Genomic DNA, 21,267 nt, shown 5'->3' with positions numbered 1-21,267 from the left:
GACGCGGCACGTTTCCTGAGCCGGCGTGCAAGTCTAGCGTCCTTGCGCGGACTTATCCACAGCCCGAACCGATCGGACGCGCGTTTCGATTGACTTCGGATGAAAAATTGCCTAAATTTCCGGCCCTTTTATAGCTGGGTCATCAGGCCCTGCCCCACCACCGAATTCCCGGAGTACCGTTCATGAAGCGCACCTTCCAGCCCAGCCGCCTGAAGCGGGCTCGTACCCATGGTTTCCGCGCCCGCAGCGCCACCCGCAATGGCCGCAAGGTTCTGAGCGCGCGTCGCGCCAAGGGCCGTGCCCGCCTGATCCCCTGAGCACCCTGGAACGAACCGGCGACCCCGGAGAGGGATTCGGACGCGAACGCCGCCTGACTCAGTCGAGTCAGTTCGAGCGCGTCTTCGCCGACGCGAACCGAGCCGGTCGTCAGGGCTTCGTCGTGCTCTATCGGCCCAACGACCTCGACCGGGCGCGTCTCGGTCTGGCCATCGCCAAGAAATGCGCCCGCCGTGCGGTCGATCGCAATCGACTCAAGCGGATCGCGCGCGAGAGCTTTCGGCGATCCGGTCGGCGGCTTCCGGGAGTCGACATCGTGGTGCTCTGTGCCCAGGGTGCGCCACATGAGTCGAACCGGCGACTGTTCGACGTCCTGGAGCGAGCCTGGGCGCACATCGAGAAATCATCATGCGTCGAATCCTGATCGGGCTGATCCGGGTCTACCAATACCTGATCAGTCCGCTGCTCGGTCCGCGTTGCCGCTTCTACCCCACCTGCTCCCACTATGCCGTGGAGGCCATCGAGGTCCACGGTGTCGCGCGCGGGAGCTATCTGGCCCTGCGTCGCGTGTTGCGTTGTCACCCCTGGCATCCAGGCGGTATCGATCCCGTCCCTGAAAAAAGGCAGACCACGATTCATGGATAACCAGCGCTTGTTCCTCTTCCTTGCACTGGCTGCGGTGCTGTTTCTGATCTACGAGTCTTGGATGCAGGACTATGGCCGTCCCGCCCAGCTCCCGGTCGCACAGGAGCAGATCCAGGGCGCCCCCGGCGTTCCGGTGCCTTCGGCCAATGAGATCCCGAGCGTTTCGACCACGCCCGGCGCGGTGCCGGACGGTGCGGCCCTGTCGGCCGCACCCGACGAGGCACCGATCCGGGTCGAGACCGATGTGCTGCGTCTCGAGATCTCGCCGCGCGGCGCGACCATCGCCGGCGCCTGGCTGCTCGACTATGCCGTCGTCCCCGAGCGTCCGGACGACAAGTTCCAGCTCCTCAAGCCGGTGCCGCCGAACATGTTCGTCGTCCAGTCGGGACTGCTGGGCGAGAAACCGGATCTGCTGCCGACGCACGAGGCCGTCTTCACCAGCGCCCAGAGTCAGTATGAGCTGCAACCCGGCGCCGACCGACTCGACGTGACGCTCGAATGGACCAATGACGCCGGCGTCCGGGTCAAGAAGATCTATACCTTCACGCGCGGAAGCTATCTGATCGAGTCGCGTCAGGTGGTCGAGAATCAGACCGGCGCGCCCCTGATCGCGCGCGCCTACAATCAGCTCCAACGCACCGAGCTGCACGATCCCAACGAAACCCGCTTCATCAAAACCTTCACCGGCGGTGTCTATTACAGCCCCGAAGAAAAGTACAAGAAGGTTTCGCTGGAGGACATGGCCAAGGGCAAGCTCGACCTGACCGTGACGGATGGCTGGATCGCCATGATGCAGCATTATTTCCTCGCGGCCTGGGTTCCGCCGCGTGCCGTGGCCGAGACCTTCTACACCAACGTGCTGAACAACTCGCGCTACATCATCGGCAAGTATTCGCAGCCGGTCAGCATCTCGCCCGGCACCGCGCATACGTTCGAGAACCGGCTCTTCATCGGTCCCAAGCTCCTGAGCACGCTGGAGGACATCGCCCCCGGGCTGGAGCTGGCGGTCGACTACGGCTGGCTGACCGTCATCGCCAAGCCGATCTACTGGCTGTTGAGCTGGATCCATGCCGTGGTGGGCAACTGGGGCTGGGCGATCATCGTGCTGACCATCCTGATCAAGCTGGCGTTCTACAAGCTCTCCGAGACCAGCTATCGTTCGATGGCGCACATGCGCCAGATCACACCCCGGCTCCAGGCGCTCAAGGATCGCTACGGCGACGACAAGCAGCGTCTGAATCAGGCGATGATGGAGCTGTACAAGACCGAGAAGATCAATCCGCTCGGCGGCTGTCTGCCGATCCTGGTGCAGATTCCGGTGTTCATCGCGCTCTACTGGGTGCTGCTGGAGAGCGTCGAGATGCGTCAGGCGCCCTTCGTGCTCTGGCTCAACAACCTCTCGGCGCCGGATCCGTACTTCATCCTGCCGCTGATCATGGGCGTGTCCATGTTCGTGCAGCAGAAGCTCAATCCTGCGCCGCCGGACCCGCTCCAAGCCAAGATCATGATGAGCCTGCCGTTCGTGTTCACCGTGTTCTTCGCCTTCTTCCCGTCGGGTCTGGTGCTCTACTGGACGGTCAACAACCTGCTCTCGATCGCGCAGCAGTGGAAGATCACGCGCGACCTGGAGCTGGAGACCGCCAAGCGTCGGCGCTGAGACGCGGCGCGCCGCTGAGATGACGACGACCGGCGAGACCATCGCCGCCATCGCCACGCCGCCCGGTATGGGCGGCGTGGGTATCGTGCGGATCAGCGGGCCGCGTGTGCGCTCCATCGCTGAAGCCATCCTTGGGCGTATTCCCGAACCGCGTCGCGCGGCCTTCGGCGTCTTTCGCGAGGGCGACGGCGCCTTCATCGACGAGGGGCTGGCGCTCTATTTCCAGGCGCCCCGCTCCTTCACCGGCGAGGACGTGCTCGAACTTCAGGGGCACGGCGGCCCGATTGTCATGGATCTGCTGCTGCGCCGCTGTCTGGAGCTGGGCGCGCGGTTGGCGCGTCCGGGCGAATTCAGCGAACGCGCCTTTCTCAACGGCAAGCTCGATCTGGTCCAGGCCGAGGCGGTCGCCGATCTGATCGAAAGCTCGACCGCGCTCGCCGTGCGGCTGGCCGGGCGCAGTCTGCAAGGCGTCTTCTCACAACGGATCAACGAGCTGGTCGAGGGTCTGATCCAGGTGCGGTTGCATGTCGAGGCCACGCTCGACTTTCCGGACGAGGAGATCGATCTGGCCGACGAGCCGACCGTCGCGGCTGATCTAAGCGCGGTTCTGGAAGCCGTCGACCGGCTCCTGGCCGACGCCCATCAGGGCCGGATCATTCGCGAAGGCTTGGCAGTCGTCATCGCCGGCGCGCCCAATGTCGGCAAGTCGAGCCTGCTCAATGCGCTCTGCGGCTCGGAGGTCGCCATCGTCACCGACATCCCAGGCACCACGCGCGATCTGCTCAAGTTCGACATCCAGGTCGATGGACTGCCGATCCGCATCGTCGATACGGCCGGTCTGCGCCACACCCATGACCCGGTCGAGCAGGAAGGGGTGCGTCGCGCTCAGGCAGCCCTGAACGACGCTGATCTGGTGCTCTGGGTCCAGGCCGTCGATCATGAGCCGGACGAGTCGATCCGCGCCACCTTCCCCGCCGGCTGTCCGGTCACCCGGATCCGCAACAAGATCGATCTAATTGGCGAACCGGCACGTATCATCGAGCAGGACGGCGAGGTCGAGATCGCGCTTTCGGTCGCGACCGGCGAAGGTCTCGATCTGCTCAAGGAACATATCAAAGCGTGTGCCGGCCTGAGTGCGCATCCTGAAGGTGCTTTCATCGCGCGGCGTCGTCATCTCGATGCGTTGGAACGCGCGCGCGGTGCCTTGCAAACGGCTGCGACCAACCTGGAGCAGAGACTCGGCGCCGAACTGGTCGCCGAGGAACTGCATCTGGCCCAACGCGCGCTCGGCGAGATCACCGGCGAATTCACGTCCGATGATCTACTGGGACGGATCTTTTCCAGTTTTTGCATTGGAAAATGACAAGCCTTCCTGAGTGTTCCGCAAAATACCGCTTAACCCATTGATAGCCCGCGTAAATGCGGGCTTTTTGTTCCGTTATCGGCTTGCATGTTCCGCACAAATCCGCTTAAATGTCTTCCCAAGATTGTGCCCAAGATGGAAAGCGGTGTTCCCATGATGAAGCGGCGGTGTTCCCTGGGCCCCTTTCCAGAGTGTGGAGAAATCACTTTTTCATGGGCACATAAGGCGGGTAAATGGACTGAATTCCCCACCAGTAAAGGCTTTCAGGCCGTGTGCCCAAGGCTAAACAGTGTGCCCAAGATGAGGCCGGTTTTCATGGGCACACGCTACGGCGAAGGGGTAAGTGATGGCGCTATCGGATACCAAGCTGCGGAACCTGAAACCTGCTGACAAGGCATATCAGAAAGCGGATGAGGGCGGGCTATTCGTGGAAGTCATGCCCGGCGGCGCGAAGGTCTGGCGGCTGCGTTATCGGCTGGCCGGGAAGCAGGAAAAGGTTACGCTGGGGGGCTACCCCACCTATTCCCTTGCCGAAGCCCGATCATGGCGGGACGATTGCAAAATACTGGCCGGGCGTGGCCTATCCCCGATGGCCTTGAAACGTGGCGATCCGATCCCCGAGGATGCCGCCCCCGCCGTCAAGGAAATGGCGCAATCCTTCATCCGCGAATGGTGTTTGAAAACCCGCGAGAAAGCCAAGATCAAGGAAGAGGCAGAAAAGGAAGCCGACGTAGCGGTTTATCCCCCCCTCTCATCAGCCCGCATCTCGTGCTCAAAACGCCGTGAAGGTTAAGCCGCGAGCGGCAAGGCTGGGGCGGGCAATCCTTGGCGACGCTGACGCAAGGCGTCGGTCAGATAGGGCCAAGGCGCAGAAGGCGCGCGAGCCCTGCTCGGTGCGCGGGCCTTGACTGACCCGACGCAGAATCACCCAGGGGCGCAAGGCGCGCTCGGCCTCGTTGTTGGTCAGCGGCAGGTGCGGATGCTCCAGCACGACCCGGAAGCCGTCCCAGTCGTTGCGCAACTCGCGCGCAAGCACCTGGGCCTTGTCGGGATAGGGGCCGGCGGCCACGCGCACACAGCACTGCCGGAGGGCCTGGAGCCTCTGACTGTAAGTCTGTCGCAGGCCGTGGGGGCCGGGGGCGGCGCGCGCGGCGTAGACGGCCTGCATCAGCGTCTCGAAGGTGCTCGGAAGCTCCCGGCCAAAGGCTTGGGTCGGGGTGTGGAGGCGCTCGGCCGGGCCGCGGGCCTTGCGCAGGATGGGCGCCCAACAGCGTAGCCGGTGTCCGTAGGCGCGGTAGACCGAGTAACCATCGCTCATGATCCACGGGCTGGGGGTGGGACCGAGGATGGAGTGCAACAGCTCCCGGGTGCGCCGACCGATCACATAGAGGAGGGTGTTGGCGGTCACGAACGCCCACAACCACAACGCCTGATCGTGCTGCGGCCGGCCGGTTTCATCCACAGGCACCGGTTCGGCGTCGCTCAACGCCGCGCGCAACGCCTCCTCGACCACCGGTTCCAGCGCGCGCCCGAGTTCATGGCGGCACTGACTGATGAGCGCCGTCGACAGCGACAGCCCGAACCGGTCGGCGAGAAACTCTTGAATCCGTCGGTGTGAGCCGCCCAGACGCAACGACAGCGCCACGATAAAGCTCGACAAACGTGGTCCGACCAGATGCCGTTCGGTCAGCTCCACCGTCCAGTCCGCCTCGGCGAGCGCGCGTCCCGGTTCGGCGCGCGTGCGATGCCCACACCCACAGCGCCCCTCGAAATAGGTGTGCTTGGTCTGGGTGACGACTACACCGGCGTTCCCCGACTCGGGACGCTCCAGTTCCAGTTCATAGCGCCCGGTATAGGCCACCGCCTCCAGACCCTCCAACGCCGCCCCGCAACCGGCGCAATGACTCGGCGCGTGGGACTGTTCCTGATCGATCGGCAACACCCGGCGACGGCTCACCCCCGGATGACCGGGCCGGCGACCCGGGCGACCTTTCGGCTTCACCCCCGCCTTTGAATCACCCCCCACGCTCGCTTCCCGTTTGGGCCTCTCCGATTCTGGGGCCGACTCCGACACCCTATCCGTCGCGCTCCCCGCGCTCGCGTCATCCTCCTCCTCCACTCCCAGCGCCAGACTCTCTCCGCCTCGTTCCCACGGCGCCCGGCTGCTCGGCGGACGCGAACTGTTCTCCGGACTCCGGTTCAGCCGCTCGCGCGCCTCCTTCAGATCCGACAGCAACCGCTTCGATAACGCGCGCAACACCTCGCGCGGCAGTCCGTCAAGACGCGCCTCGTCGAGTTGGCGTAGATCGTTATCCTTCAGGTACATCGTGGCCGGTCGCTCTCAAACCGCAAACCGGTGCAATGGCGCTGTTGCAGCAAATCTCGACATCCTCGTCACGCTCCGATCGGCACGAAACGTCGGGCAGCAAAGGGTGGGGGGTAAACGGTTACAATTTTTGGGACTTGGAGCCGGGCTCTGGAACTTCAAAATAGCCTAAAATCAATAAGTTAGAGCACGGTACAGTAACTTCTCAATAACTCACGGCACGCCCTTGGCGGCTAAAGCCCGTTGGCGCACGATCTCGGGCAACGGCGGGATAGCGCCCACCTGCCCAATCCGGTCGTTGAGGTAGTCCCAGAAGGAGATCCCGAGCTTACGACAGGTCTTCTTCAGGCTGGCAAAGGTGTCGCGGCAGCGGCGTCCCAGATCACTGCGGGTTCCGCCACTGATCTTGCGCCATTTGACGTAGCTGCGGATGTCGTTCTCGCTACCGTTGGTGTGTAGCGGGATGTCGGGGCGCAGGAGTACGAGAAGGAGTTCTTGCTGATGGGCCTTGAGGCGCTTGAGGAGCGCATTGAGCGTGGCCCAAGAGGTTTTCTGGGTGAACAGGGCCTTGAAGCGGGCGCGTAGGCCGGCGATGGCGTCGGGATCGGGGTCGCACCGGTACGCCTTGAGGTCGGCGTAGAGCGCCCAGAGTTGGGCGCGCACCCGCTGCTGATCCTGGCGGTGGCGCTCATTGAGTGGGATGAGCGTATGAATCCGGCGTTCGGCGTGCACCCAGCACAGGGCATGGAGCAGGATGGCGAACTGTCCGGCGCCATCGCTGACGATGACCAACTCGCGTGAGAGCCCTTTGGCCAGGACGCCGCCGAGCAAGGCCCCTTCTGTAGCGATGCGCTGATGGCGCTCCTGGGTGATACCCAGGGTCTGAAGATGGGCCTCCCAAGCGGTGGTCGTCGTCAGTTCCAGGATCGGCGGTGCCATCAGCGCCCGGCACATGGCCTGAGGCAGACCTTGGGCGCGCCAATAGGCCAGGGCCTCGTCATTGAGGCTGTAGAACGGCTCACCGGCTTGCAGCAGGCGCCGGAAATTGATCCGGCTCTTGCTTTCGCTGCTGGAGAACCAGGCGAAGAAGTCATTGCCGATGTGGGTGACGTAGCCGTTGCGCCCCTGATGGCGCGCCCCGGAGTCATCGACCGTGACGTAGGAGCTGACCTCCAGCCCCACCTCCAGGAGCTGGTCCTTTTCGGCGAAGAAGACGTCGTTGCGACCGCTGAGCAGGGCGTCGATCTGACCGACGGAGATGTCGATTCCCCACTCCAGGAGTTGCTCGCGCAACAACGGCTGGGTGACATGGCACTGATGGTATTGGTAGAGTACATAGGCGCGCAAACCCGCCCCGAAATGACTCCCCTGCACCGTGGCCGGGAGCTCTCCGCACAACCACTCTCCCTCCGGCGTCTGCCACACTTCCAAACGATAGCGCGTGTTGTGCGCCCCAATGTGCAGATCCTGAACGATGAAATCCCGGTAGCCCTTGAAGCGCGCCGTCGCCGGCACCTCTTCGCGCGGCGCGATCGGACAGTCTTCGTGAATGATCAGCTCTTGGGTCTTGGCCCGTTTGCTCGAACCGGCCCGACGTGGCTTCTCCTCACCGCCCTCTTCGCCTCCCCCCGCGCCCTGGCCTGACCCCTCCATCCCACTGGGCTTGAATACGGGACGCGCCTTCTCTCCCTTCAGGATCGCGATCTCATCGCGCAACTGTTGGATCTGCTCCGCTTGCCGCTGGTTGGCTTCCATCAGCGCTTCGATCAGACTCAACAACTGCTCCACCAGCGGCGTGCGCTCCGCTTCCGGGATGTCAGGCAGTTGAATCGGTATCGGCATGGGGCGGTGGGTGATGGTTGGTCGCTGGATCAGGGGATGACGCCTACTGTAACGGATCTCGTCAGACAACGCCGCCATGACTTATTGAGAAGTTACACGGTACAAGTCTAATACTCTCTTTGTCGCTGCCCTCTCTCAATGCCGAAGTCGCCAGTGTGCTGCGTCTGCACGATCACGAAACAAGCCTCTACATTCGTGACGTGCCGCCTGACGCCGAGGTGGCCGCATTGCTTGCTCACACCGAGGGCTATCTGGTCTCGATCGATGTGGAAAACGAACTCGACCCTGTCGTGTTGCGGGCGCTATTGAGCAATCCCAACATGCGGGTAGTGGAAGTGAGCAAAAAGAAACGGGGAAGGCCCCTGTATTACATGAGCCTGCCGGAGTTCGTACCAAGTCTCTTGACCCCTTGCGGACCAGACCGGCGCCTCGTCACCATACGTCACTGACTGACGCATGACTCAGGCATGCTGACCTCCGCCGGCGAATGGGCCGGGAAACCACCACGGAGGACAACATGAACACAGCTGCCACACTCACCCCGCTCATCGAGCGCCAACAGCAACGCCTGCGCGACTTGCGCGAGGACGCGCCAGACATCGCCGGCATCGTGGCCGACGAGGTTTGGGACCGCTTCGAGCGCGAGATCGACGAATACACCGAGGACGGCTTCTATTTCGACTTTGCCGCCAGCACCAAGATGGGCCTGAGCGCGACGCTCTCCAGCGCCTACGACGACGCCTTCGAGCGCCATGTCTCCAAGCTCTTCGCCACACTGGAGGGCGCCCTGCACGAAGCCGCGCCGGACGTCGCCGGCTTTGAAGAAGGCGCCAGCATCGACTTGAAGGGCTTGCGCAAGGGCATCAAGCTCTACTTTCGCGCCGATGAGATGATCGGCAAAGCCATCGACGCCGCCAGGCCCGGCATCTTGCGCGCCCTCTTTGCCGCCGACCCCTGCTCCGACGCCTGGGACCGCGAAATCGCCGACGACGCCCGCCGCGTGCGCGAGAAGCTGCAGGCGCTGCGCGCCCCGCTCACTGCCCTCATCCGGCAAGAAACCGAAACCGTCATACAGTCCGGCCGGATTGCCTATGGCCGCTGGCTCGACGACGTACTGGCCCGACTGGGCGGCGGGGTGGCCGAGGCTGATCTCGCGGCGGAGGAGGCTCGATGATGTACTGCCGATCCTGCGGAAAGCCGTTGCACGAGTCCGCGCCGTTCTGTCCTCAATGCGGCTACAGCTTCGCCGCGCCGACGCTGCCGGCAACGCCTGCGGCGCCTTCCGGTTCTTTGTGGATGGCCATCACCGCGCTGACGCTCTCCATCCTCGCCTTGCTGATTCTCCTGTCTACCGCCGGTGACATGGACACCCTGAGCAAGCTCAGCGAACTCGAATCCGCCTTTGGCGGCCACAGCCTCAAAAGAAAACTCGCCGAAAGCGCGGCGGACAGTGCCGTGGGCGGTCTCGTGCTGGCGCTGCCCGGTGGCATCTTCGGCGTCATCAGCCTGGCGCAAAAGCGCGGCGGGCGCGGCATGGCCATCGCCGCTGTCGTCATTTCCGCCATCAATCTCTTGCTCATCCTCGGCCTGTTCGGCCTTGCCCAATAAGGAACCTGGTCATGGAACTCGTTTACTGCATGCACTGCGGCCAGAAAATCGCCGCGGATGTCCAATTCTGTCCTCACTGCGGCGGCTGGCGAACGCAGCCTGACGTTGCCGCGCCTCACAGCGCCACCGCCGCCACACCCGCCGCCTCGCCGGCCGTGCCGCCTGCCAGCACGGCTGCCGTGCCACTGCCGCCGGGCGTGGCTCGCTGGTCCTGGGGCGCTTTCTGGCTCAACTGGATCTGGGCCATCTTCAACCGTGTGTGGATTGGCCTGCTGGCCCTGATCCCCCTGGTCAACATCGTCATGGCCTTCGTGCTCGGCTTCAAGGGTCGGGAATGGGCCTGGAAGAGCGGACGCTGGCAAAGCGTGGAGCACTTCGAGCAGGTGCAGCGCAAATGGAACCTGGCCGGCTGGATCGTGATCGCCGTCGCGCTCGTGCTCGGCATCGGCCTCGGCGCGATGGAAGACCACATGAAGCGCACCCCGAAAGATCGCCCTGTCGCCACGCGCGACAGGGACTTCTCCGACCCCACGCCCGCAGCCGAGCCACCGGCCAAACCCACGCGTTCGGAGAGTCCCTACCCCATGCCGCGCATGCGCTTTGAGGCCACAGACCTCATGGCGCAGCTCATGCGGCTCAAGATCGATCCGGTGTGGACCAAGCACTTCACCGATTACCTCACCGACCCGCCGAGGTTCTGGCAGGAGTGCCTCACAAGCGAAACAGCCACGGCGCAAACCCAGGGCGGCATGAAAGCCGCTGATGCCCAGCGCTATGCGCTCAACACCTGCCGCAGTCTCACCGCACACCACTACGACTGCCTCAACGACAAACCCCTGGATCAGGCGACCATGTGCCTGTACGGCTACATCAACGACGTGGCCATGAACGGCGATTGAGGCCATCCCGGCGCTGGCGTGCCGCCGTCCTGCCAGCGCCGACTTTTTGAAACTGGCACAAAACCAGGAATGAAGGGCTTTGCTTTATTCCATGTGGATCGTAGGGATGGCAGAATCATGAAGATTCGTCAGGCGGCCACACCACTGAACAAACCGAAGGAGGAAATCGTGACACCAGTCAACAACATCCAGCAGAACCTCTCACAGCAACTCCCGGAAGCGCAGGCGCTTTTCGCTCGCCACAGCTTCGACGCGGCACCGCTTGAGGCGCTCGCGCCGCTTATTGCCGACTTTCGCCTGCGCGTGCCGCTCGTCGGCGCCTTCAGTAGCGGCAAATCGAGCCTCATCAACGCGCTCATCGGCACACGGCTCTTAGCCACCGACACCACCCCGAAGACCGCCGTTCCCACCGAAATCGCCTACGGCACCGAACCGCGCCTCACCGCCTGCTTTGCCGACGGCCACCGCGAACCGCTCACAGAAGAGGCGGTGCGCGACAACCGCCTCCCGCCCCTTGCCCCTGAAGGTTGGATCGAGATCGAATGGCCGGCCGCAGCGCTCGCCACCCGGCGGCGGCTGATTCTGGTTGACCTGCCCGGCTGGGATTCGGGCATTGCCGCACACGAGAAGGTCATCGACCACTACGCGCCCAAGAGCGTTGCCTACTGCGTGGCGGTGAGCGTCGACGAAGGGACGCTGCGCGCCAGCTTGCGCCCTGCGCTACGGGAGCTGGCCATTCAGGACATGCCGGTGGTGCTGGTGCTGACCAAAGCCGACAAAAAGCCAGCGGACACGGTTGCCGCCGTCGCCAGCCAGGTTCAGGAAGAAGTCGCCGAGCTCATGGGCCGCCCGCCGCTTGCGGTGGCCGTCACCTCCGCGTCGCCGCGTGCATCGCAAACCACCGAACTGGCCGCCGCGCTCGACACCCTCACGGGCATGAGCGAGCGCATCTTTACCGACCGCGTCGTAGTCCCCTACCGCGGCGCACTCCTTCACGCCGCGCAGCAACTGGAGGTGCTCGCCAACCAGGAGAACCACGACGCGCCGAAGCTACAAGCGCAGATCGACGCGCTGGAGAACGAGCTCAAAGCGTTCGAGGCACGCCTTGAGCGCGACACTGCCGCACTCCAGGAGCAAGTCGGCCCCATCCTCGGCGCGATCCGCCTGCGGGTAGAAAACGCGCTGCTCTCCCGCCTCGACAGTCTGGCCAGCCGCGCCATGAATGGGGATGACATCAGCGACGACATCCTCGGCACCGCCCGGCTGGTCGTGGCCGACAACCTGCGGCAGGAATTTGCCCCGGCACTGCAGCGCTACCTCGACCGGCTGGTGGATGCGCTCCCCAGCCGCCTGGATTTGCCCGGGCTCGAAAACATCAAACTCACGGACAGCGACTCGACCGGCGAATTCCGCTGGAAATCGCTCGGCGCCACGCTGGCGGCAGTGGTCATGAAAATCCCCTACCCGCTGGCCAAGATCGTCGCCCCGCTTCTGCCGATTCTCGGCCACCTCTTGGACAGCCGCGCCGACCAGGAGCGGCGCGCGCTCGAAGCCGCGCGCCAGCGCGAAGCGGTGAAGGGGCAGATCCACAGCGCCCTTTCCCGCGCCGTCAAAGAAATCGAAGCGAGCCTTCGCCCCGTGCTCGAAGAGCAGGTGCAGCGCGCGCAAAGCGAAATCAAACGGCAGGTGGAAAGCGAACAGGCCGAAGTCCGCAAGAACCTCGAAACCCTCATCAATGCGCTGCAACAGGGCGAAGCCGAAACGGCAGCCCTGCGCGAGCGCGCCCGCGCCGATCTCGAACAACTGCAAGTCTGGCTCGGCGAAATCGCCCAATCCACCCCAGGAGCCGCCGCATGATTCCCGACGACGCCACAATCCTGCAACGCTACCCGCTCCTTTGCCGGGCACTCCAAGCGACCCCAAACGCCGACGACCCGCAATGGGCCGTCGCCGACCGGCTCGGTAAGCTCGAGCAACTGGTGCACGAAGCGCTGCTTGAGCTTGCCCGCCAAGGCAGCCCGGACGACTTTGCCGACATCTACCTCGGCTTTACCGAAGAGCTGCGGCGCTTTCGCGAGTTCTGCACCGAACCCCGGCTCGCCAACAAAACCATCGTCGCCTTCGGCGGCGCCTTCTCGGCCGGCAAATCGAGCCTCATCAACGCCCTTGTCGGCCAGCGGCTGATGGTCACCGAAGTCGACCCCACCACGGCGCTGCCCGCCTACCTCTTTGCGGATGATGCCGACGCGATCCACGCGCTCAACCTCCACGGTCTGCGGGTTCCGCTTACCGACGACGAGTTCTTGAGCCTCACCCACGACGAACCCAAGCAGTACGGCAGCGAAGTCGCCCGCGCGCTCACCGCCGCCTTCGTCACCCGCCGCGACTTCCCGTGGGGCAACCTCGCTTTTATCGACACCCCCGGCTACACCGACCAGGCCGACGGGGCGCGCGCAGCGACGCCCGCATCGCCCAGGCGCAACTCGCCGGCGCCCACGCCATCGTCTGGACCGTCTCGATCAAACAGGGCGACCTCACCGAAACCGACCTGCACTTTTTAAGCAGCCTCGACCCCGCGATTCCGCGCATCGTCGCCGTCACCCGCGCCGACCTCGTCACGGAAGAGAGCCGCCAAAAGGTGGTCGCGCAGATTCGCAACACACTCACCACCCACAACCTGCCGGTCGTGGACGTCATCCCCGTCTCGGCGCGGCCGCGGGAGGCGGCGCTGTTGGAACCACTGCGCCAGCAACTCGACGCGTGGAACCAGAGCGCCCGCGAACAGCGCTTCGCCCACCGTTTCAAAGCGCTGTTTGTCCGCTACCAGCGGGGGCTGGAGCGCGAACTGCGCGACGCCCGCTGGCAGCTCCACCGCGCCAACCGCCTGGCCACCCTCGCCGACGGCGAAACCCGCCGCGACGCCGAAGAGCTCCAGCAGGTGATTCAGGAACGCACCGAGCGCATCAAGACGATCGACGACCAGCTGACCGAGCTACGCGGCCGCTTCTTTAGCGAGCTCAAGCGGGTTGGAAATATCATCGCCATGAGCTTGCAAGAGCCCGATGAAATCGAATTTCTGGACAGTCAGACTTGTTATGAACGTGGGTTGGAGGCCAAGGAGCAGGAGGATTTCACAGAAGCAGCCAAGTGGTTTCGCAGGGCGGCGGAATTGGGTCATGCCGAGGCACTGTTTGAGATGGCTAGATTGGCTTTGCGATCCGATTCAAAGGAGAAATACGTTGAGTGGATCAGAAGGGCTGCATGGGCGGGAGATGAAAGAGCAATATGTGAGATATATAAATTTGCCATCAACCGTATTTACCCTCTTGAAGAATATAATGAGACATTACGCTTGATTCTTAATCAGCTGGCCGATGCAGGCCAAACGTTAGCAATTTTGCTAATGGGGCATCTTTTCTCGCTAAAACATAATTACGACCAAGCGTGGGATTACTACATAAAAGGAGCGAAAGCAGGGGATGCCGCATCGTGCTATTTCCTCGGGGAAGTGTGTAGGCTTGGCAAAGGTAGACGGAAGGACATTGACAAGGCAAGGGAATGGTACAAAAAGGCCGTCAAACTAGGTCACAAGCAGGCCGAAGAAAAACTTAAAGAAATGGATAGCACACAAAAACCGAAAACATATCTTGAATTGGAGCGCGAAAGATTTAAATATGAATATGAAAAACTTTTTAGAGAAGCTTTTAGAAAATGAAATAAGATTTAATAAAATCAAGACTAAATTACAGAGTAAGCAGGATCAAAAGCAGGAGCGACGCCCTCCACCTCGTTGGTGGAAGAGCAGATATGAAGAACAGGGGTAACAATTGAGATCAAAATTACCACCAATTTAATGCAATACGTGGATAGCAGCTTATGGATACCACTACCACTAAAACGAGCAGAATCATGACAAAAATTGAAACAAAAATAACCACTTTTTCAAGCATCTGCGTAATTCTTTTACGTGAGGTACGCATGGAGCGCGGGATTCATCAGGCTCAAATAGCAGACTGGCTTAACAAGCCACTCAATGCTTGGATCAAGGTTGAAACGGGAAATGACCGCCTGACACTTTCGTTATTTTTAAGGGTGTGTAACCTGTTACAAGTCACGCCCTCGGTAGTCATGGCAACCGCCGAACGCTACGCATTTCTGTTTAACCAAAATCGCTGGCTGGTTCTTTTTCCAGAGTCGGACACCGTTGAAAGAGATGACTTACTGATGGCGGCAAATAAGTACTGGACTTCGCTGGAAGGAATGAATCAACCAGCAAACATTCCATGGCCTTATTCCATTCTAAATGGGCCGATTTATAACTCCGACGGCAGTATCAGTATCGCACCTGTATTTCAATTTGCTCTCGACCCGTCATTCCGAGAATTTTGCCAGCAACCAAGACCGACATCCTCTGCTCAGAGATGATTTTTGGTTTTTAACGGAGTGACCTCATGGAAAATAAATTTGACCACTTTGAACTCGATCCGAACAACAATAGGATACTTGCCTGCGACGGTGAGTCCCGTAAAACACCTATATCTGTATTTTCTGGAATTGATGTGGTTGGCAATCGAGTCATTGTTTATGACGATGGCAGGAAGAATTTTGTTTTTGAAGTGCCAACAAGGGAAGAGGCACTTAAAAAGGTTGAAGAGTTAACAGCTTTCGCCAATACATATCGCAAGATTTCACCATCTTGGTTCAAGCCATAGACCATGCTTGACAAACCATCATGATCAAGCCTCATTTTTCTACCCAATTTGTCGGTTACCGCACCGACTTCCCCGCCCTCTTTGCCGCGCTCGACGCATGGCAAAAAGACGCCGAAACCCGCCGCCGGCGGTTGTCGCTGGCGGAAACGCCGCTGTCGATCGGCGTCATCGGCCAAGTCAAAGCGGGCAAGAGCAGCTTTCTCAATCAACTTCTGTTCAAAGGCGAGCCGCTGCTGCCGGAAGCCGCCACGCCGCAGACCGCCAACCTCACCCGCATCCGCTTTGGCGCCACCCCGGCCTTTACCGCCCGTTTCTACGCCCCGGAAGATTGGCGCGAGATCGAGCAGCTCGCCGCCACGCCAGACGCAGGCGACGGTGCCGCAGCGGCGCGGGGGCTGGTGCAAGACGCCCGTGCGCACGGGCTGGACGTGGCGGCGCTGCTGGCGCAGGGCAGCGTCACCCGCACGGCGGCGACGCTGGAAGAACTGCTCGCCATCCTGCCCGACTACGTCGCTGCCAAGGGGCGCTACACGGCGCTGGTGGCCGACAGCGAAATCACCCTGCCGCTGCCGCAGCTCGAAGGCATCGAGATCGTCGACACCCCCGGCCTCAACGACCCGGTGCTGAGCCGCACCGAAAAGACCCGTGACTACCTCGCCCAATGCGACGTGGTGTTTCTGCTCTCCCGCGCCTCGCAAAACTTCGACGCCAGCGACCAGGCGCTGGTGGCCAAGCAACTCCCCGCCAAAGGGGTGAAGCGGCTCATTTTCGTGGCCTCGCAGTTTGACAGCGTGTTCCTTGACGAAGGTTACAACCACGCCAGTTTCGCCGAGTGCGAAAACCGCCAGCGGGCGCGCCTGCGGCAGCACATCGCCGATAACCTCGAGCGTCTGGCTGCCCGGCGCGAGCAGCAGGGCTACCCTGAGGTGGCCACACTCCTGCGTGGCATTGAACCCGTCTTCGCCAGCAGCTACGCCTACGTCTTTGCCACCCAGCCGGAAGCGCGCTGGAGCGCCGAACAGCGCCACACCTGGCAACTGTTCGAGGATCTCGCGCAAGACGCCTGGGGCGGCGTGCGCCCAAGCGCCGACGACTGGCGGCGAATCGCCGGTTTTGACGAACTGCACGCCGCCTTTGCCCAGGCCCGCGCCGACAAAGAGGCAATCCTCGCCGCGCAGCGCGAAAACCTGGAAGCCGAACTCGCCAAAACCCTGCGCGAACATCTGGAAAACCTGCACGCGCAGGCCGAAGAGCGCTTGAACTTCCTGAAAAACAACGAACTTGGCGACCTGGAGCAGCACGCCGCACGCACCCAAAAGCGGCTCGATGCCATTGCCGAGGCGCTGCAACGCTACGTACACGCCCAAACCGACCAGGCCCGCAAAAAATCCCGCAACCTTTTGCGCGAAGCGGAAGAGGCCGCCCAACGCGCCCAGCGGCTTGACGAGCGCACCGAGGTCACAAAACATCGTCGCGCCGTAGAGGTGAGCGATGCCGTCTGGTACAAACCCTGGACCTGGTTCAGTTCCCACACCGAGCACTACACCGAAACCGAAACCACCTCCTACCTGCTTGTCGCCGACGCGGTGGAAAACCTCAACCAGTATTTCGGCCAGATGCGCCGCAATCTGCTGGCACTGTTTGATGACCTGATCGCCCCGGCGGCGATCTCCGCCGGCTTGCGCCGCGAGCTGCTGCAGGCCATCGACACCCAGCGCAGCGACTTCGACCCACGGGCGCTGCGCGCGCTGATCGAAACCGCCATTGCACAGCTCGACCTGCCCAAAATGGACGTGCCGGCACCCAACGCGCACGCCCTCTTTGAAGGGTTCTCCAGCAAAATCACCAGTTACAGCGAAATGGCGCGGCTGCGCGCGCAGCTGGAGGAAGCGGTCGCCCAAAGCCGCGATGCCTTGGTGCAGCAGGTGGAATCCGCCGTCGCCGCCACCTGCGCCCAGCTCGACACCCTGGCCCGGGAGCTGCAAGCCACGCTGTCGCGCAACCTGCAAGAGGAACTTGACCACCTGCGCGCCCAGATGCAGAACAAAGCCCATGAAATCGAGCGTATGCAGACACTCATCGTAACTTCTCAATAAGTCATGGCGGCGTTGTCTGACGAGATCCGTTACAGTAGGCGTCATCCCCTGATCCAGCGACCAACCATCACCCACCGCCCCATGCCGATACCGATTCAACTGCCTGACATCCCGGAAGCGGAGCGCACGCCGCTGGTGGAGCAGTTGTTGAGTCTGATCGAAGCGCTGATGGAAGCCAACCAGCGGCAAGCGGAGCAGATCCAACAGTTGCGCGATGAGATCGCGATCCTGAAGGGAGAGAAGGCGCGTCCCGTATTCAAGCCCAGTGGGATGGAGGGGTCAGGCCAGGGCGCGGGGGGAGGCGAAGAGGGCGGTGAGGAGAAGCCACGTCGGGCCGGTTCGAGCAAACGGGCCAAGACCCAAGAGCTGATCATTCACGAAGACTGTCCGATCGCGCCGCGCGAAGAGGTGCCGGCGACGGCGCGCTTCAAGGGCTACCGGGATTTCATCGTTCAGGATCTGCACATTGGGGCGCACAACACGCGCTATCGTTTGGAAGTGTGGCAGACGCCGGAGGGAGAGTGGTTGTGCGGAGAGCTCCCGGCCACGGTGCAGGGGAGTCATTTCGGGGCGGGTTTGCGCGCCTATGTACTCTACCAATACCATCAGTGCCATGTCACCCAGCCGTTGTTGCGCGAGCAACTCCTGGAGTGGGGAATCGACATCTCCGTCGGTCAGATCGACGCCCTGCTCAGCGGTCGCAACGACGTCTTCTTCGCCGAAAAGGACCAGCTCCTGGAGGTGGGGCTGGAGGTCAGCTCCTACGTCACGGTCGATGACTCCGGGGCGCGCCATCAGGGGCGCAACGGCTACGTCACCCACATCGGCAATGACTTCTTCGCCTGGTTCTCCAGCAGCGAAAGCAAGAGCCGGATCAATTTCCGGCGCCTGCTGCAAGCCGGTGAGCCGTTCTACAGCCTCAATGACGAGGCCCTGGCCTATTGGCGCGCCCAAGGTCTGCCTCAGGCCATGTGCCGGGCGCTGATGGCACCGCCGATCCTGGAACTGACGACGACCACCGCTTGGGAGGCCCATCTTCAGACCCTGGGTATCACCCAGGAGCGCCATCAGCGCATCGCTACAGAAGGGGCCTTGCTCGGCGGCGTCCTGGCCAAAGGGCTCTCACGCGAGTTGGTCATCGTCAGCGATGGCGCCGGACAGTTCGCCATCCTGCTCCATGCCCTGTGCTGGGTGCACGCCGAACGCCGGATTCATACGCTCATCCCACTCAATGAGCGCCACCGCCAGGATCAGCAGCGGGTGCGCGCCCAACTCTGGGCGCTCTACGCCGACCTCAAGGCGTACCGGTGCGACCCCGATCCCGACGCCATCGCCGGCCTACGCGCCCGCTTCAAGGCCCTGTTCACCCAGAAAACCTCTTGGGCCACGCTCAATGCGCTCCTCAAGCGCCTCAAGGCCCATCAGCAAGAACTCCTTCTCGTGCTCCTGCGCCCCGACATCCCGCTACACACCAACGGTAGCGAGAACGACATCCGCAGCTACGTCAAATGGCGCAAGATCAGTGGCGGAACCCGCAGTGATCTGGGACGCCGCTGCCGCGACACCTTTGCCAGCCTGAAGAAGACCTGTCGTAAGCTCGGGATCTCCTTCTGGGACTACCTCAACGACCGGATTGGGCAGGTGGGCGCTATCCCACCGTTGCCCGAGATCGTGCGCCAACGGGCTTTAGCCGCCAAGGGCGTGCCGTGAGTTATTGAGAAGTTACCACTCATCGACACCATCACCCCGCAATTGGCCGCTACCCCATGACCCACGCCACCCTCAAATCCCGCCACCGCGCGGTGCGCGACGGCTACCCGCCCAACCTCAACCTGCGCCTGCATCGGGCCTTGAGCTGGCTGGCACGGGCCGAGGCGGCGGAGCAGGCGGGCGACCTCGATGGCCGCTTCATCTTCCTGTGGATCGCCTTCAACGCCGCTTACGCCCGCGACATCGACGAGCGGCAGGGGCTTTCCGAGCAGGCCACCTTCATCGACTTTCTGGAGCAGCTCTGCGCCATCGACCACGGGCGGCTGGATGACCTGGTCTGGCGCGAGTTCTCCGGCGGCATCCGCGTGCTGCTGGATACGCCCTACGTCTTTCAGGCGTTCTGGGACTGGCACGCCGGCCGCATCTCGCAGGCCGAATGGGAAAGCCGCTTCGCCAAAGGCAAACAACTGGCCCAGCAGGCGCTGGCGCGTGGCAAGACGCCGGAGATTTTGGGGCTGGTGTTCACACGCCTCTACACGCTGCGCAACCAGCTCGTTCACGGCGGCGCCACCTGGGGCAGCCGGGTCAACCGCAAGCAACTGCGCGACTGCGGCAACCTCCTCGGCAAGTTCGTGCCGCTGATGCTGGAACTGATGCTCGACCACCCGGAAGTCGACTGGGGCGCCGCCTGCTACCCGGTGGTGGAGCAAGACGCCTGAACCCTTCGCCCAAGACGCCGCCATGCCCATCCCGCCACAACCCCTCAACATCCACTGCCCGCGCTGCGGCTGGCACACCCGCTGGCAGCCGCGCTCGGATGCCTTGACGGCCAAGGACCTTCCCCCCAGCCAATGCCCACGCTGCGGCAACGAGGCGCTCGACCTGCACCCGCTGCGCGGCGTGGGCGCGCTTGTTGGCGGGTTGCTGGGGCGGTTGGGCACTTTTTTTGACAACCGTCACTGAAGAAATGAGCTCAACGTGATGACGAACAACACCGCCCCATCTCCATCGAGCCCCACCCCGCCTGCACCCGCCGCGGCAAATCGCATCAAAACGGTGACGATCGAAGGTTTTCGCAGCATCAAGAATGTCGCCAGGCTGGAGCTGCCGCAGCTTGGCGTGTTGATCGGCGGTAATGGCACCGGTAAATCAAACCTGATCCGCTTTTTCGAAATGGTGAGCTTCATGCTCACAGCGAAAAATCTCCAAGGCTTTGTGGCCAGGTATGGCGGCGGTGACGACCTGCTGTTCATGGGCGCACGGACAACGCCGCGCCTTCATGCGGAAGTCAGCATCGAAACCCAACAGGGCTGTAACGACTACAGCTTCGATCTTGTTCATGTCGCGAACGACACCCTTGTGGTCACACACGAGGCCTACCGCTTCTCGGATTTCAACCATCCCGATCCTGCCCACTGGACCGGGCTCGATGCTATCGGCAAAGAGTCGAGCCTGCCGGAGCAACAGAACAGAACCGCGAGGACCATCCTTTCTCTGCTCCGCTCATGTAGCACCTACCACTTCCACGAAACGTCGCTGAAGGCGCCCATCCACATGAGCTGGGACATCACCGATTGTGTCCATCTGCGCGATGACGGGGGGAATCTCGCGGCAGTCCTGCTCGACCTTCGCGAAAATGACCGCAAGCGCTACGATCTCATCGTCGCGCAGATTCGCCGTGTGCTGCCGACCTTCAAAGATTTCATCCTCGAACCGGTTCACGGCAAGGTGCTGTTGCGCTGGGTGGGGCAATACAGCGACAAGGTCTTTGGTTCGCACCTCACTTCCGATGGCTCGCTGCGTCTCTTTTGTCTGATCACGCTGCTCAACCTTCCGATCGAGCGCCTGCCCAACGTGCTGCTGTTCGATGAGCCTGAACTCGGGCTACACCCGCACGCCATGACGCTGATTGCCGCAATGTTCAAGCGGGTTGCACGCTACCGGCAGGTGATTGTCGCCACCCAGTCGCCCTACCTGGTGGACTGTTTTGACCTCGACAACATCATCATCGTGCGCGCCCCCAACGGCGAGTCGCAATTCCACAAGTTGTCTCGCAAGGAGTACCAGTCGTGGCTGGAGGACGATTACCTTCCCTCCGATATCTGGCTCAAAGAGAGTGTGGGAGGGTAACCG

Annotated in this window: 22 protein-coding genes; 20 read left to right on the top strand and 2 right to left on the bottom strand. The window is 62.3% G+C overall.

Annotated features, from left to right (window positions below; translation table 11 throughout):
- Nucleotides 1–182: 182 nt before the first annotated feature.
- From rpmH to Atep_RS15410, 6 genes are all read left to right on the top strand, one after another.
- On the top strand, nt 183–317 hold the full coding sequence (gene rpmH / locus Atep_RS15435) for a 50S ribosomal protein L34 (protein WP_132977539.1): 135 nt from the start codon (nt 183–185) through the stop codon (nt 315–317).
- A complete protein-coding gene (gene rnpA, locus Atep_RS15430; RefSeq protein ID WP_213381813.1) occupies nt 314–700 on the top strand; it encodes a ribonuclease P protein component in 387 nt (128 codons plus the stop codon). Before rpmH ends, rnpA begins: the two co-directional genes overlap by 4 nt.
- Nucleotides 685–921 (top strand): membrane protein insertion efficiency factor YidD, encoded by a 237-nt coding sequence (yidD, locus tag Atep_RS15425; RefSeq protein WP_012972287.1) that lies wholly within the window; start codon nt 685–687, stop codon nt 919–921. Before rnpA ends, yidD begins: the two co-directional genes overlap by 16 nt.
- Nucleotides 914–2,578 (top strand): membrane protein insertase YidC, encoded by a 1,665-nt coding sequence (gene yidC, locus Atep_RS15420; RefSeq protein ID WP_213379373.1) that lies wholly within the window; start codon nt 914–916, stop codon nt 2,576–2,578. Before yidD ends, yidC begins: the two co-directional genes overlap by 8 nt.
- A gap of 19 nt (nt 2,579–2,597) precedes the next feature.
- Nucleotides 2,598–3,941, top strand: coding sequence for a tRNA uridine-5-carboxymethylaminomethyl(34) synthesis GTPase MnmE (gene mnmE, locus Atep_RS15415; protein ID WP_213379371.1), 1,344 nt, complete (start codon nt 2,598–2,600; stop codon nt 3,939–3,941).
- 346 nt (nt 3,942–4,287) lie between these two features.
- Nucleotides 4,288–4,734, top strand: coding sequence for an Arm DNA-binding domain-containing protein (locus Atep_RS15410; RefSeq protein WP_213379369.1), 447 nt, complete (start codon nt 4,288–4,290; stop codon nt 4,732–4,734).
- Here the strand turns inward: Atep_RS15410 and Atep_RS15405 are convergent.
- Together Atep_RS15405 and Atep_RS15400 are read right to left on the bottom strand one after the other, a co-directional pair.
- Complete coding sequence (locus Atep_RS15405; protein WP_213379368.1) at nt 4,714–6,267, bottom strand: IS66 family transposase; 1,554 nt, start codon at nt 6,265–6,267, stop codon at nt 4,714–4,716. The genes Atep_RS15410 and Atep_RS15405 overlap by 21 nt on opposite strands.
- A 213-nt stretch (nt 6,268–6,480) precedes the next feature.
- Nucleotides 6,481–8,109, bottom strand: coding sequence for an IS66 family transposase (locus Atep_RS15400; RefSeq protein WP_213381806.1), 1,629 nt, complete (start codon nt 8,107–8,109; stop codon nt 6,481–6,483).
- 155 nt (nt 8,110–8,264) lie between these two features.
- Here Atep_RS15400 and Atep_RS15395 point away from each other — a divergent pair, with 155 nt between their 5' ends.
- From Atep_RS15395 to Atep_RS15335, 14 genes are all read left to right on the top strand, one after another.
- Nucleotides 8,265–8,558: a hypothetical protein gene (locus Atep_RS15395; protein ID WP_213379366.1), complete on the top strand. Its 294-nt coding sequence runs from the start codon at nt 8,265–8,267 to the stop codon at nt 8,556–8,558.
- A 68-nt stretch (nt 8,559–8,626) separates the two neighbouring features.
- The gene (locus tag Atep_RS15390; protein WP_213379364.1) at nt 8,627–9,283 is read left to right on the top strand and encodes a hypothetical protein; all 657 of its coding nucleotides are present in this window, start codon (nt 8,627–8,629) and stop codon (nt 9,281–9,283) included.
- Nucleotides 9,280–9,717 (top strand): zinc ribbon domain-containing protein, encoded by a 438-nt coding sequence (locus Atep_RS15385; RefSeq protein WP_336511365.1) that lies wholly within the window; start codon nt 9,280–9,282, stop codon nt 9,715–9,717. The genes Atep_RS15390 and Atep_RS15385 overlap by 4 nt, the downstream gene beginning before the upstream one ends.
- An 11-nt stretch (nt 9,718–9,728) precedes the next feature.
- Nucleotides 9,729–10,616 carry a zinc ribbon domain-containing protein gene (locus Atep_RS15380; protein WP_213379360.1) on the top strand — a complete coding sequence of 296 codons (888 nt, stop codon included), beginning with the start codon at nt 9,729–9,731 and terminating at the stop codon, nt 10,614–10,616.
- Between the two features lie 117 nt (nt 10,617–10,733).
- Complete coding sequence (locus tag Atep_RS15375; RefSeq protein ID WP_213379358.1) at nt 10,734–12,473, top strand: dynamin family protein; 1,740 nt, start codon at nt 10,734–10,736, stop codon at nt 12,471–12,473.
- Entirely contained in the window at nt 12,470–13,177 is a 708-nt protein-coding gene (locus tag Atep_RS16795) for a dynamin family protein (protein ID WP_236786281.1), read from the top strand. Before Atep_RS15375 ends, Atep_RS16795 begins: the two co-directional genes overlap by 4 nt.
- 482 nt (nt 13,178–13,659) lie before the next feature.
- Nucleotides 13,660–14,331 (top strand): tetratricopeptide repeat protein, encoded by a 672-nt coding sequence (locus Atep_RS16790; RefSeq protein ID WP_236786753.1) that lies wholly within the window; start codon nt 13,660–13,662, stop codon nt 14,329–14,331.
- Between the two features lie 194 nt (nt 14,332–14,525).
- Nucleotides 14,526–15,041 carry a helix-turn-helix domain-containing protein gene (locus Atep_RS15365; protein ID WP_213379354.1) on the top strand — a complete coding sequence of 172 codons (516 nt, stop codon included), beginning with the start codon at nt 14,526–14,528 and terminating at the stop codon, nt 15,039–15,041.
- 26 nt (nt 15,042–15,067) lie between these two features.
- Nucleotides 15,068–15,328, top strand: coding sequence for a hypothetical protein (locus Atep_RS15360; RefSeq protein ID WP_213379352.1), 261 nt, complete (start codon nt 15,068–15,070; stop codon nt 15,326–15,328).
- Between the two features lie 20 nt (nt 15,329–15,348).
- Entirely contained in the window at nt 15,349–17,424 is a 2,076-nt protein-coding gene (locus tag Atep_RS15355; RefSeq protein ID WP_213379350.1) for a dynamin family protein, read from the top strand.
- A gap of 81 nt (nt 17,425–17,505) precedes the next feature.
- Complete coding sequence (locus Atep_RS15350; protein WP_213381806.1) at nt 17,506–19,134, top strand: IS66 family transposase; 1,629 nt, start codon at nt 17,506–17,508, stop codon at nt 19,132–19,134.
- A 56-nt stretch (nt 19,135–19,190) separates the two neighbouring features.
- Nucleotides 19,191–19,853, top strand: coding sequence for a HEPN domain-containing protein (locus Atep_RS15345; protein WP_213379349.1), 663 nt, complete (start codon nt 19,191–19,193; stop codon nt 19,851–19,853).
- A gap of 22 nt (nt 19,854–19,875) precedes the next feature.
- Entirely contained in the window at nt 19,876–20,097 is a 222-nt protein-coding gene (locus Atep_RS15340; protein WP_213379347.1) for a hypothetical protein, read from the top strand.
- Nucleotides 20,098–20,115: 18 nt separating this feature from the next.
- Nucleotides 20,116–21,264 (top strand): AAA family ATPase, encoded by a 1,149-nt coding sequence (locus Atep_RS15335; RefSeq protein WP_213379345.1) that lies wholly within the window; start codon nt 20,116–20,118, stop codon nt 21,262–21,264.
- The last annotated feature ends 3 nt before the right edge of the window (nt 21,265–21,267 follow it).

Origin of the sequence: Allochromatium tepidum (assembly GCF_018409545.1) — a bacterium.
GTDB lineage: Bacteria > Pseudomonadota > Gammaproteobacteria > Chromatiales > Chromatiaceae > Thermochromatium > Thermochromatium tepidum_A.
Note: the sequence above shows the minus strand (reverse complement) of the source record. Positions and strands in the feature narration are given on the sequence as shown.